The sequence below is a fragment of the Labilibaculum sp. K2S genome, assembly GCF_030372765.1.
GTDB lineage: Bacteria > Bacteroidota > Bacteroidia > Bacteroidales > Marinifilaceae > Labilibaculum.
Genome location: NZ_JAUCMW010000014.1, coordinates 1 through 18,020 on the forward strand (window position 1 = coordinate 1; position 18,020 = coordinate 18,020).

13 protein-coding genes are annotated in these 18,020 nt (G+C 37.2%); 9 read left to right on the forward strand and 4 right to left on the reverse strand.

Annotated features, from left to right (window positions below; all coding sequences use genetic code 11):
• Nucleotides 1-1,138 precede the first annotated feature (1,138 nt).
• The 5 genes from QUH73_RS14640 to QUH73_RS14660 all read left to right on the forward strand — a co-directional run bounded on the left by QUH73_RS14640 (nucleotide 1,139) and on the right by QUH73_RS14660 (nucleotide 7,299).
• Entirely contained in the window at nucleotides 1,139-1,669 is a 531-nt protein-coding gene (locus tag QUH73_RS14640; RefSeq protein ID WP_289531183.1) for a DUF4402 domain-containing protein, read from the forward strand.
• 133 nt (nucleotides 1,670-1,802) lie between these two features.
• Nucleotides 1,803-2,675, forward strand: coding sequence for a fimbrial biogenesis chaperone (locus QUH73_RS14645; protein ID WP_289531184.1), 873 nt, complete (start codon nucleotides 1,803-1,805; stop codon nucleotides 2,673-2,675).
• Nucleotides 2,676-2,698: 23 nt separating this feature from the next.
• Entirely contained in the window at nucleotides 2,699-3,205 is a 507-nt protein-coding gene (locus QUH73_RS14650; RefSeq protein WP_289531186.1) for a DUF4402 domain-containing protein, read from the forward strand.
• Nucleotides 3,206-3,231: 26 nt separating this feature from the next.
• Nucleotides 3,232-6,387 (forward strand): SPOR domain-containing protein, encoded by a 3,156-nt coding sequence (locus QUH73_RS14655; RefSeq protein ID WP_289531187.1) that lies wholly within the window; start codon nucleotides 3,232-3,234, stop codon nucleotides 6,385-6,387.
• Between the two features lie 516 nt (nucleotides 6,388-6,903).
• Nucleotides 6,904-7,299 (forward strand): STAS/SEC14 domain-containing protein, encoded by a 396-nt coding sequence (locus QUH73_RS14660; RefSeq protein ID WP_289531188.1) that lies wholly within the window; start codon nucleotides 6,904-6,906, stop codon nucleotides 7,297-7,299.
• Between the two features lie 578 nt (nucleotides 7,300-7,877).
• On the opposite strand, the gene QUH73_RS14665 is transcribed toward QUH73_RS14660, so the two are convergent.
• The 3 genes from QUH73_RS14665 to QUH73_RS14675 form a co-directional block, all read right to left on the reverse strand.
• Nucleotides 7,878-9,365, reverse strand: a complete 1,488-nt coding sequence (locus QUH73_RS14665; RefSeq protein WP_289531189.1) for a glycoside hydrolase family 130 protein — start codon at nucleotides 9,363-9,365, stop codon at nucleotides 7,878-7,880.
• Nucleotides 9,366-9,410: 45 nt separating this feature from the next.
• A complete protein-coding gene (locus QUH73_RS14670; RefSeq protein ID WP_289531190.1) occupies nucleotides 9,411-10,418 on the reverse strand; it encodes a glycosyltransferase family 4 protein in 1,008 nt (335 codons plus the stop codon).
• 94 nt (nucleotides 10,419-10,512) lie between these two features.
• Nucleotides 10,513-12,774: a glycosyltransferase family 4 protein gene (locus tag QUH73_RS14675; RefSeq protein ID WP_289531191.1), complete on the reverse strand. Its 2,262-nt coding sequence runs from the start codon at nucleotides 12,772-12,774 to the stop codon at nucleotides 10,513-10,515.
• 420 nt (nucleotides 12,775-13,194) lie between these two features.
• On the opposite strand from QUH73_RS14675, the gene QUH73_RS14680 reads away from it, so the two are divergent.
• Nucleotides 13,195-14,394, forward strand: a complete 1,200-nt coding sequence (locus tag QUH73_RS14680) for a winged helix-turn-helix domain-containing protein (RefSeq protein WP_289531192.1) — start codon at nucleotides 13,195-13,197, stop codon at nucleotides 14,392-14,394.
• Nucleotides 14,395-14,447: 53 nt separating this feature from the next.
• Here QUH73_RS14680 and QUH73_RS20925 read toward each other — a convergent pair whose 3' ends face one another.
• Nucleotides 14,448-14,708, reverse strand: coding sequence for a cysteine-rich small domain-containing protein (locus tag QUH73_RS20925; protein ID WP_442913419.1), 261 nt, complete (start codon nucleotides 14,706-14,708; stop codon nucleotides 14,448-14,450).
• Nucleotides 14,709-15,235: 527 nt separating this feature from the next.
• Here QUH73_RS20925 and QUH73_RS14685 point away from each other — a divergent pair.
• The 3 genes from QUH73_RS14685 to alr all read left to right on the forward strand — a co-directional run bounded on the left by QUH73_RS14685 (nucleotide 15,236) and on the right by alr (nucleotide 18,015).
• Complete coding sequence (locus tag QUH73_RS14685) at nucleotides 15,236-15,676, forward strand: GNAT family N-acetyltransferase (RefSeq protein ID WP_289531193.1); 441 nt, start codon at nucleotides 15,236-15,238, stop codon at nucleotides 15,674-15,676.
• A 61-nt stretch (nucleotides 15,677-15,737) separates the two neighbouring features.
• Nucleotides 15,738-16,871 carry an amidohydrolase gene (locus QUH73_RS14690; protein ID WP_289531194.1) on the forward strand — a complete coding sequence of 378 codons (1,134 nt, stop codon included), beginning with the start codon at nucleotides 15,738-15,740 and terminating at the stop codon, nucleotides 16,869-16,871.
• Nucleotides 16,864-18,015 (forward strand): alanine racemase, encoded by a 1,152-nt coding sequence (gene alr, locus QUH73_RS14695; RefSeq protein WP_289531195.1) that lies wholly within the window; start codon nucleotides 16,864-16,866, stop codon nucleotides 18,013-18,015. The genes QUH73_RS14690 and alr overlap by 8 nt, the downstream gene beginning before the upstream one ends.
• Nucleotides 18,016-18,020: the final 5 nt, after the last annotated feature.

The window sequence follows — 18,020 nt, forward strand, 5'->3', positions numbered from 1 at the left end:
AACTAAATTTCAATTTTTTCAAAGAACTTTTTTATATTTTAATGGGACACTAGTGACCACTTATTTCCTCTAATTGGATCGAAGATGCAGACAAGAAATATCCATGTAATTATCTTACTACCCATTTGGCGTTATTGTAATATTTAAGTGTTATTAACTGAATAACGATATAAAAATGGGTTAGCTGTAGTTGGTTTAAAGAAAAGTCCTTAATGCTTGGAAAACTAATAGTACAGGCAAAGAACCCTTGCAGTTATCTAGCTAATGATTAATAATACTTCTCAGACACTGATTTATAAAATTGGCCTTAAAACCGTAGGTGTTTTGCCAAAGTGGTATTAGTTGGGCTACATAGGAGAAATGGATTCAGTCGTTGTTTTTTGTAGTCAATTATTTGCGGGGTGTATACGTAGCCCTATCTGGACTCTTGTGTTTTCTAATTTTGCTATTCAACATTAAATTATCTCTGAATGTTGGTGCTATTCTGAATGTGAATACAAGCTGGTTTTTGGAGTTTTAAAGTACTTGAGGCTTAGCTGATAATGTTGTGAATAGTAATAGTCTTTTGTGCAGAGACATTGTATTTCTGCCACGTTGTAAGACAAAACCTTTTCTCACTTTACACTTCTTTCAAATTAGATCCTAATTATATCTTTTGGGAGGGATCTGATTTGTCGTAATATGAATATGGATTATTTTTTCATTGGGTTCGAAGGAGTTCGTGTTCTGGGGAGCTATACCTGAAAAATGACGTTTAGTGACTAAATAAGCATTTTTCTTTCCGGTATTTACCCTATTTATCTATTGTTTTCTTACTGTAAATGGTAAAAGCCTGCAACCAAATGAATAGGAAGTACTAACAATAGGATTTGGGACGATAATCAGGATAAAGTGGTTTTTTTTTAATCCTTTAAATCCTATTCAAACAAATGTATTTATTGTGGTTTAACCAATTTATTATCATTTAGTTATCTTGATTTTGCATATTTAGGTAATATATTTCTATGAATACTAATTTTAATTGTATACCATTGTACCGTTCGTCAACGAATAATACATTTTTGTCAAAATAATAATGTTGCTTTCTGATCCGGAACGAAAAGCAAATCTTCAAGAAATTAATAACTTAAAAAATAAAATGAAAAATTTAACTAAAGTTTTCGCTGTTGCAATCACGATGTTTGGATTTGCAACCAGCTCTTTTGCACAAGCCAATGCAACGGCTTCTGCTTCTGCTACTGCTACTATTATTGCACCAATTGCTATTGTAAAGAATACTGATATGGTTTTTGGAAATATTGTAGTACAACCACTTGCTGCTGGCCAAACAGTCACGTTAGATGCTGCTGCTGTGGCTAATGCTTCCCACTCGCCGTTAGTTACTTTACCAAATTATGGTATAGTTACTCCAACTGCCGCTGAATTTACTGTTACCGGAGCTACTGATTATACTTATACTCTTGAGTATCCGGCAACTATTTCTCTTGCAGGTGCTACAGGTATAGATATGAGTGTTGCTCTAACTTGTAATGTCGAAAAAACTGCAGGTGTATTAGCAGAAGGTTCTGAAACACTTTACATTGGAGGGACTCTTTCTCTTGGAACAGATCAGGTAGCTGAAGTGTATACCACTGCTTCTGATTTTGATGTAACAGTAAACTATAACTAATAAATTAATCTTCATGTGAAAATACAGCTAAAAGTTGTATTTTCCCTGAAGACTATTTAAGGCGTAACTTGTTTTTTAAACCTGTTTCTTTTGTTAGCCATAAAATTTGGCTTGTTTCTTCAACAATACAATTATGAGAGTAGTCGGATTATTCCAGACACCAATAGCCATAAAAAAGGCAATTTTTTTTTCTTTTTTCTTAATCGTATTATCTCTTTTTTCTTCAGGAAAAGTTATGGCACAAGGTAACCTGTTGATTACGCCACGAAGAGTAGTTTTTGAGGGAAAGAAAAGAATGCAGGAATTGAATCTGGCCAATACGGGAAAGGATACTGCCACTTACAATATTTCATTCAAACAAATCAGAATGACGGAAGGAGGAGAATTTGTGGAAATCACTCAGCCTGATATGGGGCAGAATTTTGCCAGTGACAACCTTCGTTTTTTTCCACGCCGTGTAACCCTTGCCCCTAATGAAGCTCAGCTTGTAAAAATGCAACTCACCAAGATCAATCAATTACAGTCAGGGGAATACCGTTCCCATATCTATTTTCGAAGCGTGCCTCAAAAAAAGCCACTTGGCGAGAAAGAAGACCGAAGCAAAGCTAAAGGACTCTCCGTTAGTTTGACGCCTGTTTTTGGAATCACTATTCCCGTGATTATCCGCAGGGGAGAATCTACCGCTCAAGTGAGCCTTTCGAATTTGGAACTTATTCGGGACGAAGATCAGACTTTCAAGCTAAAATTAAAATTTGACCGTACTGGGAATATGTCGGTTTATGGAGATATTCGGGTTGATTATATTTCGCCGGAAGGGAAGTTAAGTCAAATTGGGCTTGTAAAAGGATTTGCCGTTTATTCGCCGACTTTGGCTCGAACTTTTTCAATGAAACTTGACAATCAGGACGGAATCGATTATACAAAAGGGAAATTACATTTGGTGTACAGCAGGCAAAAAGCTGATAAAGGAGGTGTGCTTTGCGAAGCAGAACTGAACCTGCACTAATCATTCTACACAAGAGAATCTTCATGACACTTGCCTTCAGGCGCAATCGCTTATGTAAATTTATTTGCGGAGGCTTACTTTTTCTATTGAGTCATTTGTCCTTAATAGCTCAGGAGCCATCAGTTACACTCTCTGTTGTAACCATTCAAAACATTAGTTTTGGAGCCTTCTTTCAGGGGAGTTTAGGAGGAGCTGTCACAGTTTCGCCAGATGGTACACGACTGTTTAGTGGCGACATCATAGAGGCCAATATTTCAGGATTTTCGTATTATCCTGCAATTTTCGAGGTAGAGGCTGATCCCGGAATGCTGATATCCATTATCAAAGGTTCTGACACCAGCATGTCTCGCAGTAATGGCGGTTCCATAAGTCTTCAGGTAGGTGTCTCTGACCCCGGTTTTCCGGTTATCGTCCCTCCTTCAGGTCGGATACAAGTTAGTATGGGTGGCATTCTGACTGTGGAAAATCCACAAGTAAATCCTTCGGGAGATTACAGTGGCTCATTCGAAGTCACTTTTATACAGGAGTAAACACCTTTAAAGCAGATAAAGTTTAAATGAAAGTTAAAAATTTATATGTCACTTCTTTCAAAAGAGGTAGACTAACTTTTGCTTTATGGGCTCTTGTAAGCTGTTTATTTATCCTATTGCCTCAGTGTACTTTAGGACAGGTAGCAACCGAATACGATGAAATTTCAATTTATTTTAATGTGAAAGGGATAGATGGAGCTGAGATTCCTGCAGCTATTTACGAACAACAAGCTTATCTGTCACTTACTGATGTTTTCGATTTTCTTAAGATTAAAAATATTCCCACACCTCGATTAGATTCTGTAGAAGGTTTTATTATTAAGGAAGAGGCGACTTACATTGTAGATGCCAAAAATTACCAAATTCAATATCAGGATAAACGCTTTGATCTGAAGCCCACAGATTTGATTCGGACTGCAGACAATTTATACCTGAAACTCGATTATTTCGGGAAAGTATTTGGCTTAGACTGCAAATTTAATTTTCGGAGTCTCTCGGTAAAAATGAAAACCGAACTCGACCTGCCTCTAATTCGTCTGCTCCGTATGGAAGCCATGCGCAAAAACAGAGATGGACTGAAAGGCGAAATTAGCCCGGATACAATTATTAAGCGGGATTACCCCTTGTTTAAATTGGGCATGGCTGATTGGTCTATTGCTGCCAACCAGGACCTGCAGGGAATGAGCAGTGAAAACTTACATCTGGCTCTAGGATCGATGATTGCGGGAGGAGAAACCAATTTACGTCTCAATTATACCCCAAATTCAAATTTCTCTTTGAATAAGCAGTATTACCAATGGCACTTTGTGAATAATAAGCTTAAGCTTATGAGGCAAGTGAGAGCCGGAAAAATATCCCGGCAATCAATTTCATCCATAACCGCCTCTGTTGTGGGTGTGCAATTGACCAATACACCTACAACCCAACGACGGTCTTTTGGCTCCTACACTTTGAGTGATTTCACGGAGCCAAACTGGATTGTGGAACTTTACGTGAATAATAGAATGATTGATTACGCGAAAGCTGATGCCTCAGGCTTCTATTCTTTCAATGTGCCTTTGATGTATGGGAATACCGAATTAAGACTCCGTTTTTATGGTCCCTGGGGAGAAGAACGTACCAAAGAGGAGACGATTAGTATTCCTTTAAATTTTCTTCCACAAAATGAATTTCAATATAGCCTGCAGGCTGGCGTGCTTCAGGATGGTGAGCAGAGCCGGTTTACAAGGGCTAAATTCAATTATGGGGTAAGTCGGTCTATCACATTTGGTGGTGGGATGGAATATCTGTCCTCTCCAAATTCAGCAGAAAGTATCCCTTTTGCTAATTTTTCACTTAGGATTGCCTCAGGGTTATTGTTTTTGGGTGAATATAACCATGGAGTGAGTTCTGTCGGCAGACTGAGTTACCAGGGAGTCTCTAATTTGAATTTGGTTGTGGATTATACGCGCTATGTAAAAGATCAGATTGCGATAAATACGAATACGCTCGAAGAGCGAAAACTAAGTCTGTCTCTCCCAATCCGAACTCCGAACTTCTCAGCCTACTCACGTCTCGCCTTAAATCAGATGATTTACCCCTCGGGTAAAAGTACCAGAGCTGAGATCATGTTTTCAGGATCTATTTTTGGAGCCAATACGAATTTGAAAACCAATGCGATGTTTTCAAATGGTTCTCAGGTTAACGTTTCCAGTAATCTTTCAATGGCTTTCGGGTTGCCATCTGCTTGTACTTTTTCACCCCGTCTTCAATACAATTATTCTCAGAATGAGTTAGTATTTGTGAGCGCTACTCTTCAGAAAAAGGTATTTAAAAAAGCTTATCTCGATATTTCATACAATTACAATCTAACGAGTGAGACTAGTACAGCACAAATTGGCTTGCGTTATGATTTTTCTTTTGGGAGTGCGTCTGTTTCAGCCCGACGCAGTAATAACAAAATCAGCTTTTCTCAATCGGCCCGGGGAAGCCTCATGTATGATCGTTCAACAAAGTATTTAGGGACAAGTAACCGGAATACAGTTGGTAAGGGAGGTATCATTTTCCTGCCTTTTTTGGATTACAATTGCAATGGTCATCATGATAAGGGGGAGCCAAAAACCTGGGGATTAAAACTCAAAATTAAAGGTTGCTCCAGGGTAAATATGGATCGAGATACCATCATTCGTGTCGTTAATATGGAACCTTATAGAAACTACACGGTTCAGATTGACCCCAATAGTTTCAACAATATTGGATGGAAAATTGAAAAGAAAATTCTTAGCATTGAAGTAATACCTAATTATTTTAAACGGGTTGAAATTCCTGTTTCGGTGGTTGGGGAAGTGGCTGGAACAGTTTATCACCGCGATGGTGAAAAACAGAATGGGATCGGACGTATTATTGTAAATTTTTACAATAGCGACTCCATACGTATTGCTCGTACTCTTACCGAAGTTGATGGTTATTTTAGCTATTTGGGATTACCAGTCGGGTCGTATACGGTACGTGTTGATAGTGCTCAATTGCAAAAATTAAACTTGATTGCGATGCCTGATATTTTGCCATTTACAATTAAACGTAAAGTAGATGGCGATTATGTCGATGGACTTGAGTTGGTGCTTCAAAACCCTGTACGCGATACGTCCATATCAATTGTAACAGCTGAGGAAGAAGAAATGCTTGTCAAAAATACTGATAGAGATGCTTGTTTGGTTCAAGTGGGTGAGTTTGAGCTTAAGGCTCATGCGGTGGCCGTTCAAAAGCAACTTCAAGAATCTTTGGGTTATTCAGCTGTGATTGTTTTTGAAGGTGATATTTATAAGCTCATAATAGCTGGGGTAGAAAGCAGAAAGAAAGCCGACTTATTGGTTCCAAAATTGGTTGCAATGGGATATTCTGATGTGTTTACTGTTTTTGTTGAAGAGTATCGTAAAATCAATAATATTGAACTTATAACCAGAGGTGTGTTTGCTGTACAACTTGGTGCCTTTTTGAAGCAATCCAATGCCTTGGCTTTACAATATCGTTTGGCTGGTATTTCAGATAAAACTGTAGTTATTGAGTATGAAGAAGGATTGTATAAAGTTCGGTTTAATTATTTTTATGGGCGTAAGGAAGCTAAAAATTTTATATTGAAACTGTTGGATCAGGGGTTCTCAGAATTGATTATTGTGCCTGTTTTCCGTAAACTTTCTTTTTAAGCATTTCAAAATGATCAGTAATAATCATGAGCTTACAATAGGAAAGATAAAAGGGAGATATACAAAATATGTGAAACATCGGCAGATGCTGTTTTAACTATCTTAAGCAGGGACAAATAAGGGTGTTAAAATCAGGACATAAGCCTATTTGCGTGCTTTTTGTCAGGTTTCAAACTGTTACAAATATGTTGGCATTAAAATAACTCCGACAAGATTATGTCTGAGTTATACTAAAGGATAAGCTTGGTTAGATTTCCAAAGCTTATTTACATCACCAATTCTCTCCAATTTTGTTTTATCTGGTAGATTTGACAGTATGAATCTTAGTTTAGATTTAATACCTTAGTAAGAATATTAGTGCTGTTTTTATAGATTATCATCATAGTATGTGAACATTACTAGTCTATTCGGATGGCACACTGCTCTATGAGATGTATAAGTGTACATACACATTCATAATTGTTATGTCCAATTATAAAATAAGTTAAAAGCAATAAATACTTAAAAAGGGAAAAAATGATAGAACAATTAAAAACGATTAAAGGAAATGTGCTCGCAATAGAAGTTGTTGATGGGTTCACAGAAACGGATGGAAAATTTTGTCAAAAATTCTTTCAGGAAAAACTGGATGAAGGGTTTGAGCAGGTGAATGTGCTGGTAAAATTAGATGAGCTGAAAGTAAGCCGCAGTAGCGTAAAGGCATTTATGGAAGATACTATTTGGGCTTTACGTCACTACAAAAAAATTGGACATATGGCAATAGTGGCTCATTCTAGAGTATTAAAGGCTTTAGTTCCCATTGATAATTTGTTTTTTGAGAGAGCAAGCAAAGGGAGACATGAACGATATTTTGATATTTCCCAATTAGACGAAGCCTTTGAATTTGTCACCTCAGATGACAATGAAAACTAAAAAGGAATAACAGGGGATAGCAGTACCTGCCCCTGTTGATGCCCGATTGTATTGCGTTCCTTTATAAATACTTCATTCCCCCACTAAGGAGCTAACCCATCAAAAAGTGTCCTAAGCATGCACATTTGTGACGTCTCTGTTTTATGCCTGTTATGTAATTTTAGATATTAGTTGGTATTAGTTCGTTTTCTGATATAAAATTTGTTGGCAAACTGTCATCTAGCAAGTTGGAAACTGGAATTTCTGTTGGCAGAATGCTCTCAGCGATTAAAGTTGACTAAAAGCCATGCGGCAAACTGCTCTCGACGAGTAGACTTGGGTAAAACCACGCGGCAAAATACTCTCGACGATCAAATTTGAACAAAACCATGCGGCAATGTCCTCTCGATCATCAATAGGTAAAGTTTTCCGTTGGCAAACTGCTCTCGACGACCAAACTTGAGTAAAACCACGTGGTAAATACTTCAAGCCGAACGTCAATTACCCCAAAGGGGCTTATTGTGAGGAGTTTTTAGGAAGAAGTCTTCTTTTTGGAGATTAGAGGCAACTATTTTTTTTTGAAGTTCACTTTAGGGGATTTAGGGTTTATCCTCTTGCTTCTGAAATTTCATGCAGGAGAGCAGGTCGCTTAAATCGATAGTTGCAATACCCGATGATATATCAGACATGGCATAAGGAATAACTAATTGATGATTGCGAAGTATGCCTCCACACGAATAGATAACATTCGGTACATAGCCTTCACGTTCTTCTTCGTTGGGTGTGAGTAATGGTTCTTCAAGTTGTGCAATTACTTTTGTAGGATCATCCAAATCGAGCAGGATAGCACCTATGGAATATTGACGCATGGGTCCCACGCCATGAGTAAGCACAAGCCAGCCTTCATCAATTTCAATGGGCGATCCGCAATTTCCTATTTGTATAATCTCCCATGGTTTTGTAGGTTCTTGTATAATTTTTGATTCCTGCCAAAAATGCAGATGATCCGAAAACATGATGTGATTGTTTTCTCCGTCCTGGCGCGACAGCATTACATATTTTCCTTTTATTTTGCGGGGAAACAATGCCATTCCTTTGTTTTGCACAGCTTTGCCATTTAAAGTAATAACATTAAAATTGAGAAAATCTTTTGTCTCTATTAGCTGCGGAAGGATACTCACCCCATTGTAAGCTGTGTAGGTTGCATAGTATATGTATTCGTCCGTGTCATGATAAAATTGAACAAACCGGGCATCTTCAATACCTCTGTTTTCGTTTTCCGAATAGGGAAATATCACGCGCTCCGAAATCCCGCAACTCTTATCAAACTGTATGTTGTAGTTCGAATTCGCCAACCAAAATAAAGTGTTAATTACTTTATGGTTACAGCTAAAGTCCGGATCCATGTGAAGTACACCAATACTTACTTTTAACTCCTGAAAAGTAAACCGGTCGGGTATTTGTTCCATTACCCGGCTGCTTGTTTCGTCCCATGCATTTAAATCTTCTAATTTTAGTCGAAACAGATGGCTGTCATAAAACGGGTTGTGGCGCATTTTTGATGTCTCAACAAACTCGCTGATCGGATCGAAAAGAATTGAATCATCTTTATTAATGACACCACTGCGAAAAACGATTGATGAAATGTGCCCTTCGCCTGTTGCCCGCAAACTCATTATAAAACGCAGACTGCCTTTGGATAAATTACTTTGATCCGGATGAGGAATCATGGAAGGATTGAAAAGAGCTGCCGATTCAATGGAGTACTCCATTGTAAAACAGGCTCCAATGAGCTTTTTTTTCGTTTTACTGATTGTGATGCCGTGTGGTAAAAATTCCGAAACATTATCAAAGTGTTCCGTTATTTTCCTCTCTATATTTTTGTGTCTGTCCTTGAATTTATCACAAATAGTATGCATTATTTTCTCGGCATCCTCTTCGTTAAGCTTTAAAACCCTATCGATTATATGATCGATGCGCGATAAGTCACCTGGTATTTGTGCACGGGTAATTACCCGAGAAGTATCGCGCACTATTTTTATTGTTTTCCGACTAATAAGTCTGTTGATTTCCACTGTCTTTTCCATTTGTGTATTGCCTTATTGCTTAGTGATTTTATTAAAATGCGACTACTACTCTAAAATTTTCCGATAAACATCTAAATAAGCTTCTATCATTTTTTCCTGAGTAAATTTCAATTCTGCCCATTCTTTACAATACGCCCGGCTTACCCATTTAATTGAATCAACAGCAAGCACTGCTTCATCAATTGTATTCACCAAAAAGCCCGATTTGCCGGCCTGTATTAATTCCGGCATCGATCCTCTGTTGAATGCGATTACAGGCGTTCCGCACAACATCGATTCGGCAACACTCAATCCGAATGGTTCGTTAAAGCTTATGGGATGCAGCAGGGCAAAAGCTTCACCCAAAAGTTTATTTCTTTCTTTGGGATTCGAATTGCCAACATACACAACAGCGTCATCATCAATAAAAGGTTTTACCTTCTTGTTAAAATAGTCCTGGTCTTGTATTAAACCCGACATAATGAGTTTCCTTCCAGCTTTCTTAGCTATTTGAATGGATTCGGATGTGCCTTTTTCAGGATGAATTCTGCCAAAAAACAGTAAATATTCCTTCGGATTCGGGTTGAAAGTAAAATCAGAAGATTTTATTCCGTTGTAAACAGTCGCTATGTAATCGAGCTCGGAACTGCGGTCGGAATTGCTAATAGAGACGTAAAAATTATTCTTGTTGTATTTTTTATAGACAGGAATAATTTTCGGTGACGAAAAACCATGAATAGTAGTTAACATGGGTGTTTTAATTAGCTTGGAATAACTAAGGGGTAAAAAATCATAGTTATTGTGTATCAGATCAAACTTGTCCGCCTGCTCCATCAAATTGCTAATGTGCAGGCATTCCCAAACTTTTGGTTCAATAGTACTGTTTTCCGCATAAGCGGTCGCCGAGACATATTCCAATTTGCCTTTTGTATTCGAGTTTCCTGTTGCAAACAAGGTAACATCAATTCCTTTTTCAACAAGCCCTTCGGCGATATTCGAAGCTACCTGTTCCCATGGGCCATATTTTGTTGGCGGCGTTCTCCATGCAATAGGCGATAATACAGCTATTTTCATGAGCTTATAAAAGTTTGTGTGGATTGTGTACACAATGAGCCACTGGTTCGTCTAAAATAGCGGTGCCTGCACACATTGCTTTATCAGCAACACCTCAGTTAATTAAATTCTGCGATATTTTTTCAGGTGATCTTTTTTTTATGAAGCTTGCCTTATTGAAATCTTTATGCGCCTGCAGAACAGTTAGGTGTGAAATTAAATAAGCCAATGTGCTTTCTGCACCTTGATTGCGGTTAACACCATAACTTTCCAGTCCATCGCAGCAACCGTTCGTTTCAGAATCATACAAACCTATCCGTAAATCATTTTCACCATGAAACCACATGTATGATGTGAATAATTTTTCCAGATATTCTATGTTTTTGGTCAATTTAAAAGCTTGCTTAAATAATAAAATCATTGCCATAGCATCAAGTGGCTGCTGAGCAAAGACAGCTCGTTTTCCATCTTTTTCGTACCAGCTGTCATTTCCAATTATCGATAAATATCCATTGGCAAATGTTTTACTGATCAGAAACTCCATTGAACTGAATGCCGTTTTACGAATTTTATCGTCATTATGTATTTCAGCAGCATGCAGCAACGCAAGTGGCAACATGGCATTGTCATAGGTTAAAAATGGTTCAAACCATCTCCAGCTATCCGAACTGTTTGTTTCATAACTTTCAACCAGCTTTTTTGACAGACGGCTTAGCAGCTCGGTCATTGAATCATCGGCAGGATTTCTTTTCAAATAATAGCTGATTCCAATTATTGTGTTGGCAATACTCCTAATTGATTTTAGTTTATCGAAAACAGGAACTGCTTTTTTAAAAATGGATTCACCCGATTGATAATATGAATAATTGGGGGGATTGCTAAGCAAGTAGCCTAGTGCCCAAATGGTTCTTCCAAAAGAATCTTCCGATCCAACTTCATCAAGAAAACTACGATCGAAGCCGAGGAAATTCCGAAATGTTCCATCTTCGTTTTGCATATAATGTATATAGCTCAAATAGATCGGGCACAATTCGAGAGCCTTGTAATTATTTTTTCCCTTATAGGCCAGCAAAGCCATTAATAATGCTCTGGCGTTATCATCTAAACAGTAACCATCTTTTAAATTTGGGATATTAAATTTAGCATGTTGTATAATTCCGGTATCATCAGTTAATCGGTGTATGTGTCGAAGCGACAATGGGGGCATATTCAAAATATCAAATGACTGCTCCTTTATTTCTATTTCGTCTTGCAGTGTATCAAACATCAGGTTATTGTATTTAATCCCTGTTTTAGGCCACGTTAGATTTCTCCCATATTCATATGCTTTTTTCCGCAGAGCATGTAAGGTCTCGGGCTCATCCAGCAGCTCAATCAAAATATCTGTCAGTTGGTTCGAGTTGTGGAAATCAAATAGGCGGCCTACTCCGTTGGCTAATAATTCGGTGGCGTGCCAGTATGGGGTCGAGATAACGGCCGAACCTGCACCCACTGCATAAGACAAGGTGCCACTTGTAATTTGGGCTTCGTTGTTATAGGGTGTTATATAAATATCCGAAGCATATAAATATTTAAATAAATCTTCCTGAGGAACATACTCGTTTGGTATTATTACGTGATCTTCAAGGGTAAGATCTTTAATAAGTTGTCTTAGATATACCAAATACTCATCGCCCGAAGAGCGCATAACACTTGGATGAATTTTCCCTAATACCAGATAGATAATATTTGGATGCTTTTTAACGAGCTTTGGCAATGCTTTTATGGCTACCTCAATGCCCTTATTTCGGCTCAAAAAACCAAATGTTAAAAGGATTTTTTTCTCTTCGAGTTTGAACTCTTTCTTTACTTTTTTCTGATCAAAATGAAAGTCCGGCACTCCATGTTCAATAAATGCAATTTTTTCTCTGGGAACATCATATATATCTGTGAGAAAATCAATTGCTTTTAGATTCATTACAACAACCATATTTGCCATTTTGCATATTTCCTTTAGAATGGCTTTTTCGGTGTATGATGGAGTATTACTAATGGTATGAAGGGTAACTACCAAATGTATTTTAAGGCTGTGCAGCAAGGAAAGGATGTATATGCCACTTTGTCCGCCAAAAATTCCAAATTCATGTTGAAGAATGCAAACATCCGCTCCGCTATTGTTTATGTGTTTTGCTGCAGCGATATACTCATTTCTATTTTCCTGCTGAATAGTTAGTTTTACTTCTTTCGGATACGAATATTTTTCATCCGAGTTATTTATGGCAACAATAAATCCTTTATTGTTAGTACTGTCACCCGCCATAGAATAGTATAGGTCGCGTGTGAAGCTTCCTATTCCACACTCTCGTGGGGGATAAGTCCCGATGTAGACAAATTTCATATTTCGTAATTTTTAAAAGAATATTAAAACAGCTTTACTATTTCAAGATATTGTCCTGTTTGATAGGAGTTTTTTTTAAAGGTAGGACAGGACTCTGTTAAAGATAGTGAAATATCTTGAATTTTAAGGTGTTAAGGGGGTGTAAAAGGACTTGCAATAGGAGAATATTAGTTTGCAGCGACTCTTTTAACATGTGATTTATCCTACTTTCGCCAACACTTATTTACATTTCCTGACCTTATCTGCCATTGCCACTGCTTTTTGCAGGCTAATGATATTTACGGGCACCATTGTTCCACATTTTGCTAAATTGGTGTTGATAATTTTTGTTTAGCATTCTGTTTGCTATATTGCTTGTGTTAAATGACAAAACAGTTCAGACTAAGTTTTGAACCGCAGCAGTGATTAAGGAAGATATACATGACCAAAATAAAAGAAACACTTTCTATTCAAGAAGCCAGAAAACTGGTGTTGCTATCACAAAAGTTACCTCCGGCAAAGCAGACAGGTAGAGCACTTGAAGCTACTCTGTTGGCTGTTGAGCATCTTGGTTATATTCAAATTGATACCATTTCGGTGATTCAGCGGGCTCATCATCATACATTATGGAATCGAAATCCTTCTTATGAAACTTCCCATCTCGAGAAACTGATTGCTGACAAAAAAGTTTTTGAATATTGGTCTCATGCAGCTTCTTATTTGCCTATGTGTGATTACCGTTTCAGTTTGGTGCGCAAACAGGAAATTGCAAGTGGTAAGCAGAAGCATTGGTACGATCGCGATGAGAAGTTGATGAAATTGGTATTGAAGCGCATTACCAGTGAGGGGCCCTTAATGGCGAAGGATTTTGAGTATTCAGGTAAAAAGAAAATGGATTGGGCAAGCAAGCCTGCCAAACGTGCTTTGGAATATCTGTTTATGCAGGGCGATCTGATGATTCCTTACCGGCAAAATTTCCACAAAGTTTATGATCTTACGGAAAGAGTACTTCCTGAGGATATTGATACTTCAGAGCCTTCGCAGGATGAGTACGCTCGTTTTTTAATCACACGCTATTTGCAGGCCAACGGATTGGGACAAACCTCTGAAATGGTCTATTTACTGAAAAACACCAAAGCTCTTATTTCTGCCACTTTGCAGGAAATGCATTTGAATGGTGAATTGATACAGCTTGCTGTTGGCGAAAATAATTATTACACTTTGTCGGATTCGCTTGAATTATTGAATAAACCTCTGTCTCGCAGCAAACTAAAAATACTGTCACCATTTGACAACCTGTTGATTCAACGCAAGCGCATACAAACAATTTTTGATTTTAATTATCAGATTGAGTGTTATGTACCTGAGCCAAAACGTCGGTATGGTTATTTTTCTCTTCCCATTTTATGGGATGGCAGTTTGGTTGCACGAATGGATTGTAAAGCGGACCGAAAAGAATCGCTCTTTCATATTCAGCACCTTGTATTGGAGCCAGGTTTGGTGAAAACGGATGCTTTCATTCTTGCCCTTTGCAAAGAACTTGAATTTTTTATGCAGTTTAATAATTGCAGTAATCTCAAATTGCACAGAACTACTCCTAGCTACTTCAAACTTGTATTTCAAACTGCTGTTAACGTTTAATCAGGTGAAAAATACGGATGATAAATTGTTGTCGGAGAAAGAATAGATTGTAATTACTCCCGTTCACTTCCTATTTTAGAAACGATACTCATTTTGCTCATCATATACTCATGTGAGTTTTTGGTATGCGGTAGGGTGCAATCAGAGCAATTTTTAAATCCGTTTGTATATTTAAAATTACCTCCGCATTTATCTTTTAGCATGTATAATGGGCAGTAGCAAAACAAACAATTAAACTCTTCTTCGTTTTCTACTTTATGACAAGGGAAATATTCGCACTTTTTATTCTGGAAAAACTTGTAATTTTCTGACATATTTCAAACTCTTATTCTTCTTAAGTCATTATCAATTTAATGCAAAGCTAACTATTGGGGGTATTTATTCCAATTAAATATCTTTTTCCCTGGAATTATTGATCTTCATATAAATTGTTTTTTGCCTGTTTACTATTTGCTTGTGAAAGGATTTAATTAGCTGGGTTTTATAGATGAAGCTTCATTGAATTACATGTTTATGAAAATTGTTTAAAATGCCTGAATAGGTTCTGTGCAACAAATGTATGTGAGATCCAATTAATTTACAAAATTGAAGAAATGCACATTTTTGTAAAATTATATTTTATATCAGTATATGAGTGTGTTGCGTGTGTTTGTTTGGCGGGATTTTTTGCTTATTTGTGTTTTTGTATTTATTAGAGTACTTTTGTTGTGTAGAAACAATTAAGGACTATTGCTTTCATTTAATAATGTTTTAGGCTTTATAACTTAAAGACAGTATGCCTAATTATAGTAATTGTCTCTATTCTAACAATAAATGTGAATTTAATATAAATACAATTTTTATGATTAATTACAAGACATACACCTCAATTGCTAAACCTGATGGTATAGAAAGAGAAGCTGTCGTAAGCTTTTTGTATAAGCATTTAGGCGAGTACGGCGATGCTAAGGAAGATATTGAAAAGGCAATTATTTATGCAGTTAAAGATGAGCCGGTAGCAGGAGGCTTTGTTTTAGTGGCCAGAAACAATGAAGAAATAGTTGGTGCTGTGGTGGTTAATAGAACCGGAATGGAAGGTTATATTCCTGAGAATATTTTGGTGTATATAGCTGTACATGAATTTCAAAGAGGAAAAGGTCTTGGTAAAGGCTTAATGAATGAGGCGGTTAAAATTAGCAAAGGTGATATTGCTTTGCATGTTGAGCCGGAAAACCCAGCCCGGTTTTTATATGAAAAAATAGGTTTTAGCAGCAAGTATGTAGAAATGCGATTGAAAAAGTAAAGGCATGCCTATTCATGCAATTGATATTTTTAATTGAACAACATTCTATAATATCTGGTACATGAACAAGAAAATAATTGCACTTCGAAGAGAATTACATAAATATCCCGAAGTTTCAAATTGCGAATATCAGACTACCGACCGTATCATAAACTTCATCGATGAGTACAAGCCCGATGAGGTGATCAGACTTGGAGATAAAGGGGTATTGTTTGTTTTCAAAGGTGCTGAACAAGGAGAAACCCTGATGTTTAGATGCGAGTTGGATGCTCTTCCTATTCAGGAAATTTCAGGACTTGAATATACTTCTGTAAATAAGGGAGTATCGCATGTATGCGGACACGATGGACACATGGCTATAATAGTGGGTTTGGCTCGTGAAATAGCAAACGATCGTCCAACCAAAGGAAAAGTAATTTTACTTTTTCAGCCAGCCGAAGAGGTGGAGCAGGGTGCATGTGATGTATTGGAAAATGTGAATTTCAAAAACAACGAACCCGATTATCTCTTTGCGCTGCACAATATCCCTGGAGTTAAGAAAAATAGAATAGTTCTTAAAAATGGAAGTTTTGCTTCCGGATCAAAAGGCATGACTGTTCAACTTACCGGAAAAACATCTCATGCGGCCGAACCTCAGGATGGCATTAGTCCTGCTGGTGCAATTTCTCAAATAATCAGCAAACTGCATGATTTGAGGTCAGATAAAACCCTGTTTAGCGATTTTATTTTACTAACCATCATCCACATTCAATTGGGTGAAATATCTTTTGGTACTTCTCCAGGTTATGCCGAAATGAGAATTACATTGCGTGCTTTTGAAAATGAAGATTTAATATTGCTTACTTCTTTGTGCGAGAAAATAGTAAAGGACGTTGCGAAATCGGAAAGACTGGCTTGTGAAATAAGCTATACCGAAGTATTCCCGGCAACAATGAACAATGATGTTTGTGTTGGCATTGTAGAACAAGCCTCAAAGCAGATTGGTTTGGATGTAGAGCATATTAAAATGCCCTATAAGTGGTCGGAAGACTTTGGCTACTATACGGAAAAATTCAATGCCTGTTATTTTGGATTGGGCTCAGGAACTGAGCAGCCTCAACTTCATAATCCCGATTTCGATTTTCCTGATGATGTCATTGAAACAGGAATAAATCTTTTTTATACGATTTACAAAAGTACTTTCAGTCATGATTGATAATTCAACAATATCACTAAGTGAAAAATCAATTAAAAATAACATTTCTTTTCTACGATCGAAACTTGGCGATACAGTAAAAATATCAGCTGTGGTGAAAGCCAATGCCTATGGACATGGGATCGAACAAATTGTTCCCGTATTCGAGAAATATGGCATTGATCATTATTCGGTGTTCGATTACAGCGAAGCCATTCGCGTTTACAATTGCCTTTCCAAATCATCTTCAATAATGGTTATGGGTTGGTTGAGCGAAAAGGATATCAGAGATGCAATCGAAAAAGAAATAGAATTCTTTGTATTCAATATTGAGCGCTTGCAGTTGGCTGTGAAATTTGCCAAAGAACTTGGTTTACAAGCAAAAATTCATCTCGAAACTGAAACTGGAATGAATCGTTCAGGACTAAATGGGACTGAATTGAATGCTGCAATTGCTGTTATCAAAGAAAATATTGACCATATCGAGCTAACAGGGTTCTGTACGCATCTAGCTGGAGCCGAAAGTGTTTCGAATCATTTCAGAATACAGAATCAGTTGCAAAAGTATCAGGAAATGGCAGGCGAATTGGATGTAAATAATTTGAAACCAAAGTATAAACATGTTGCTAATTCTGCCGCAAGTTTTGTTTATCCTGAAACAAGAATGGATTTGGTAAGAATTGGAATTATGCTTTATGGTTTTTGGTCGAGTACCGAAGTGTTTGTTCAGTACATTAATAACCAGGATGATATGGCAGATCCGCTAAAAAGAATACTTGGATGGCAAAGTCAGATTATGGCTGTTAAAGAAATTAAACGTGGTGAATTCGTAGGATATGGAATTTCATACCTTGCTCAATCCAAGATTACAACAGCATTGGTTCCTGTTGGATATTCTTTTGGCTATAGTCGTTCATTGAGTAATAAAGGCCGTGTTCTCATTCGTGGTCATCAATGCAGTGTGATTGGTGTTGTAAACATGAATATGATTATAATTGATGTGACTCATCTTAAAAATGTGGAAGTTGGAGATAAAGTTGTTTTGATTGGCAAACAGGGCAAATTAGAAATAAAGGTGAGCGCTTTTAGTGAAATTAGTGATGAGCTGAATTATGAAATATTGGCACATTTATCAGAAAGTATAACTCGTAGAGTACTCAAATAAAACAT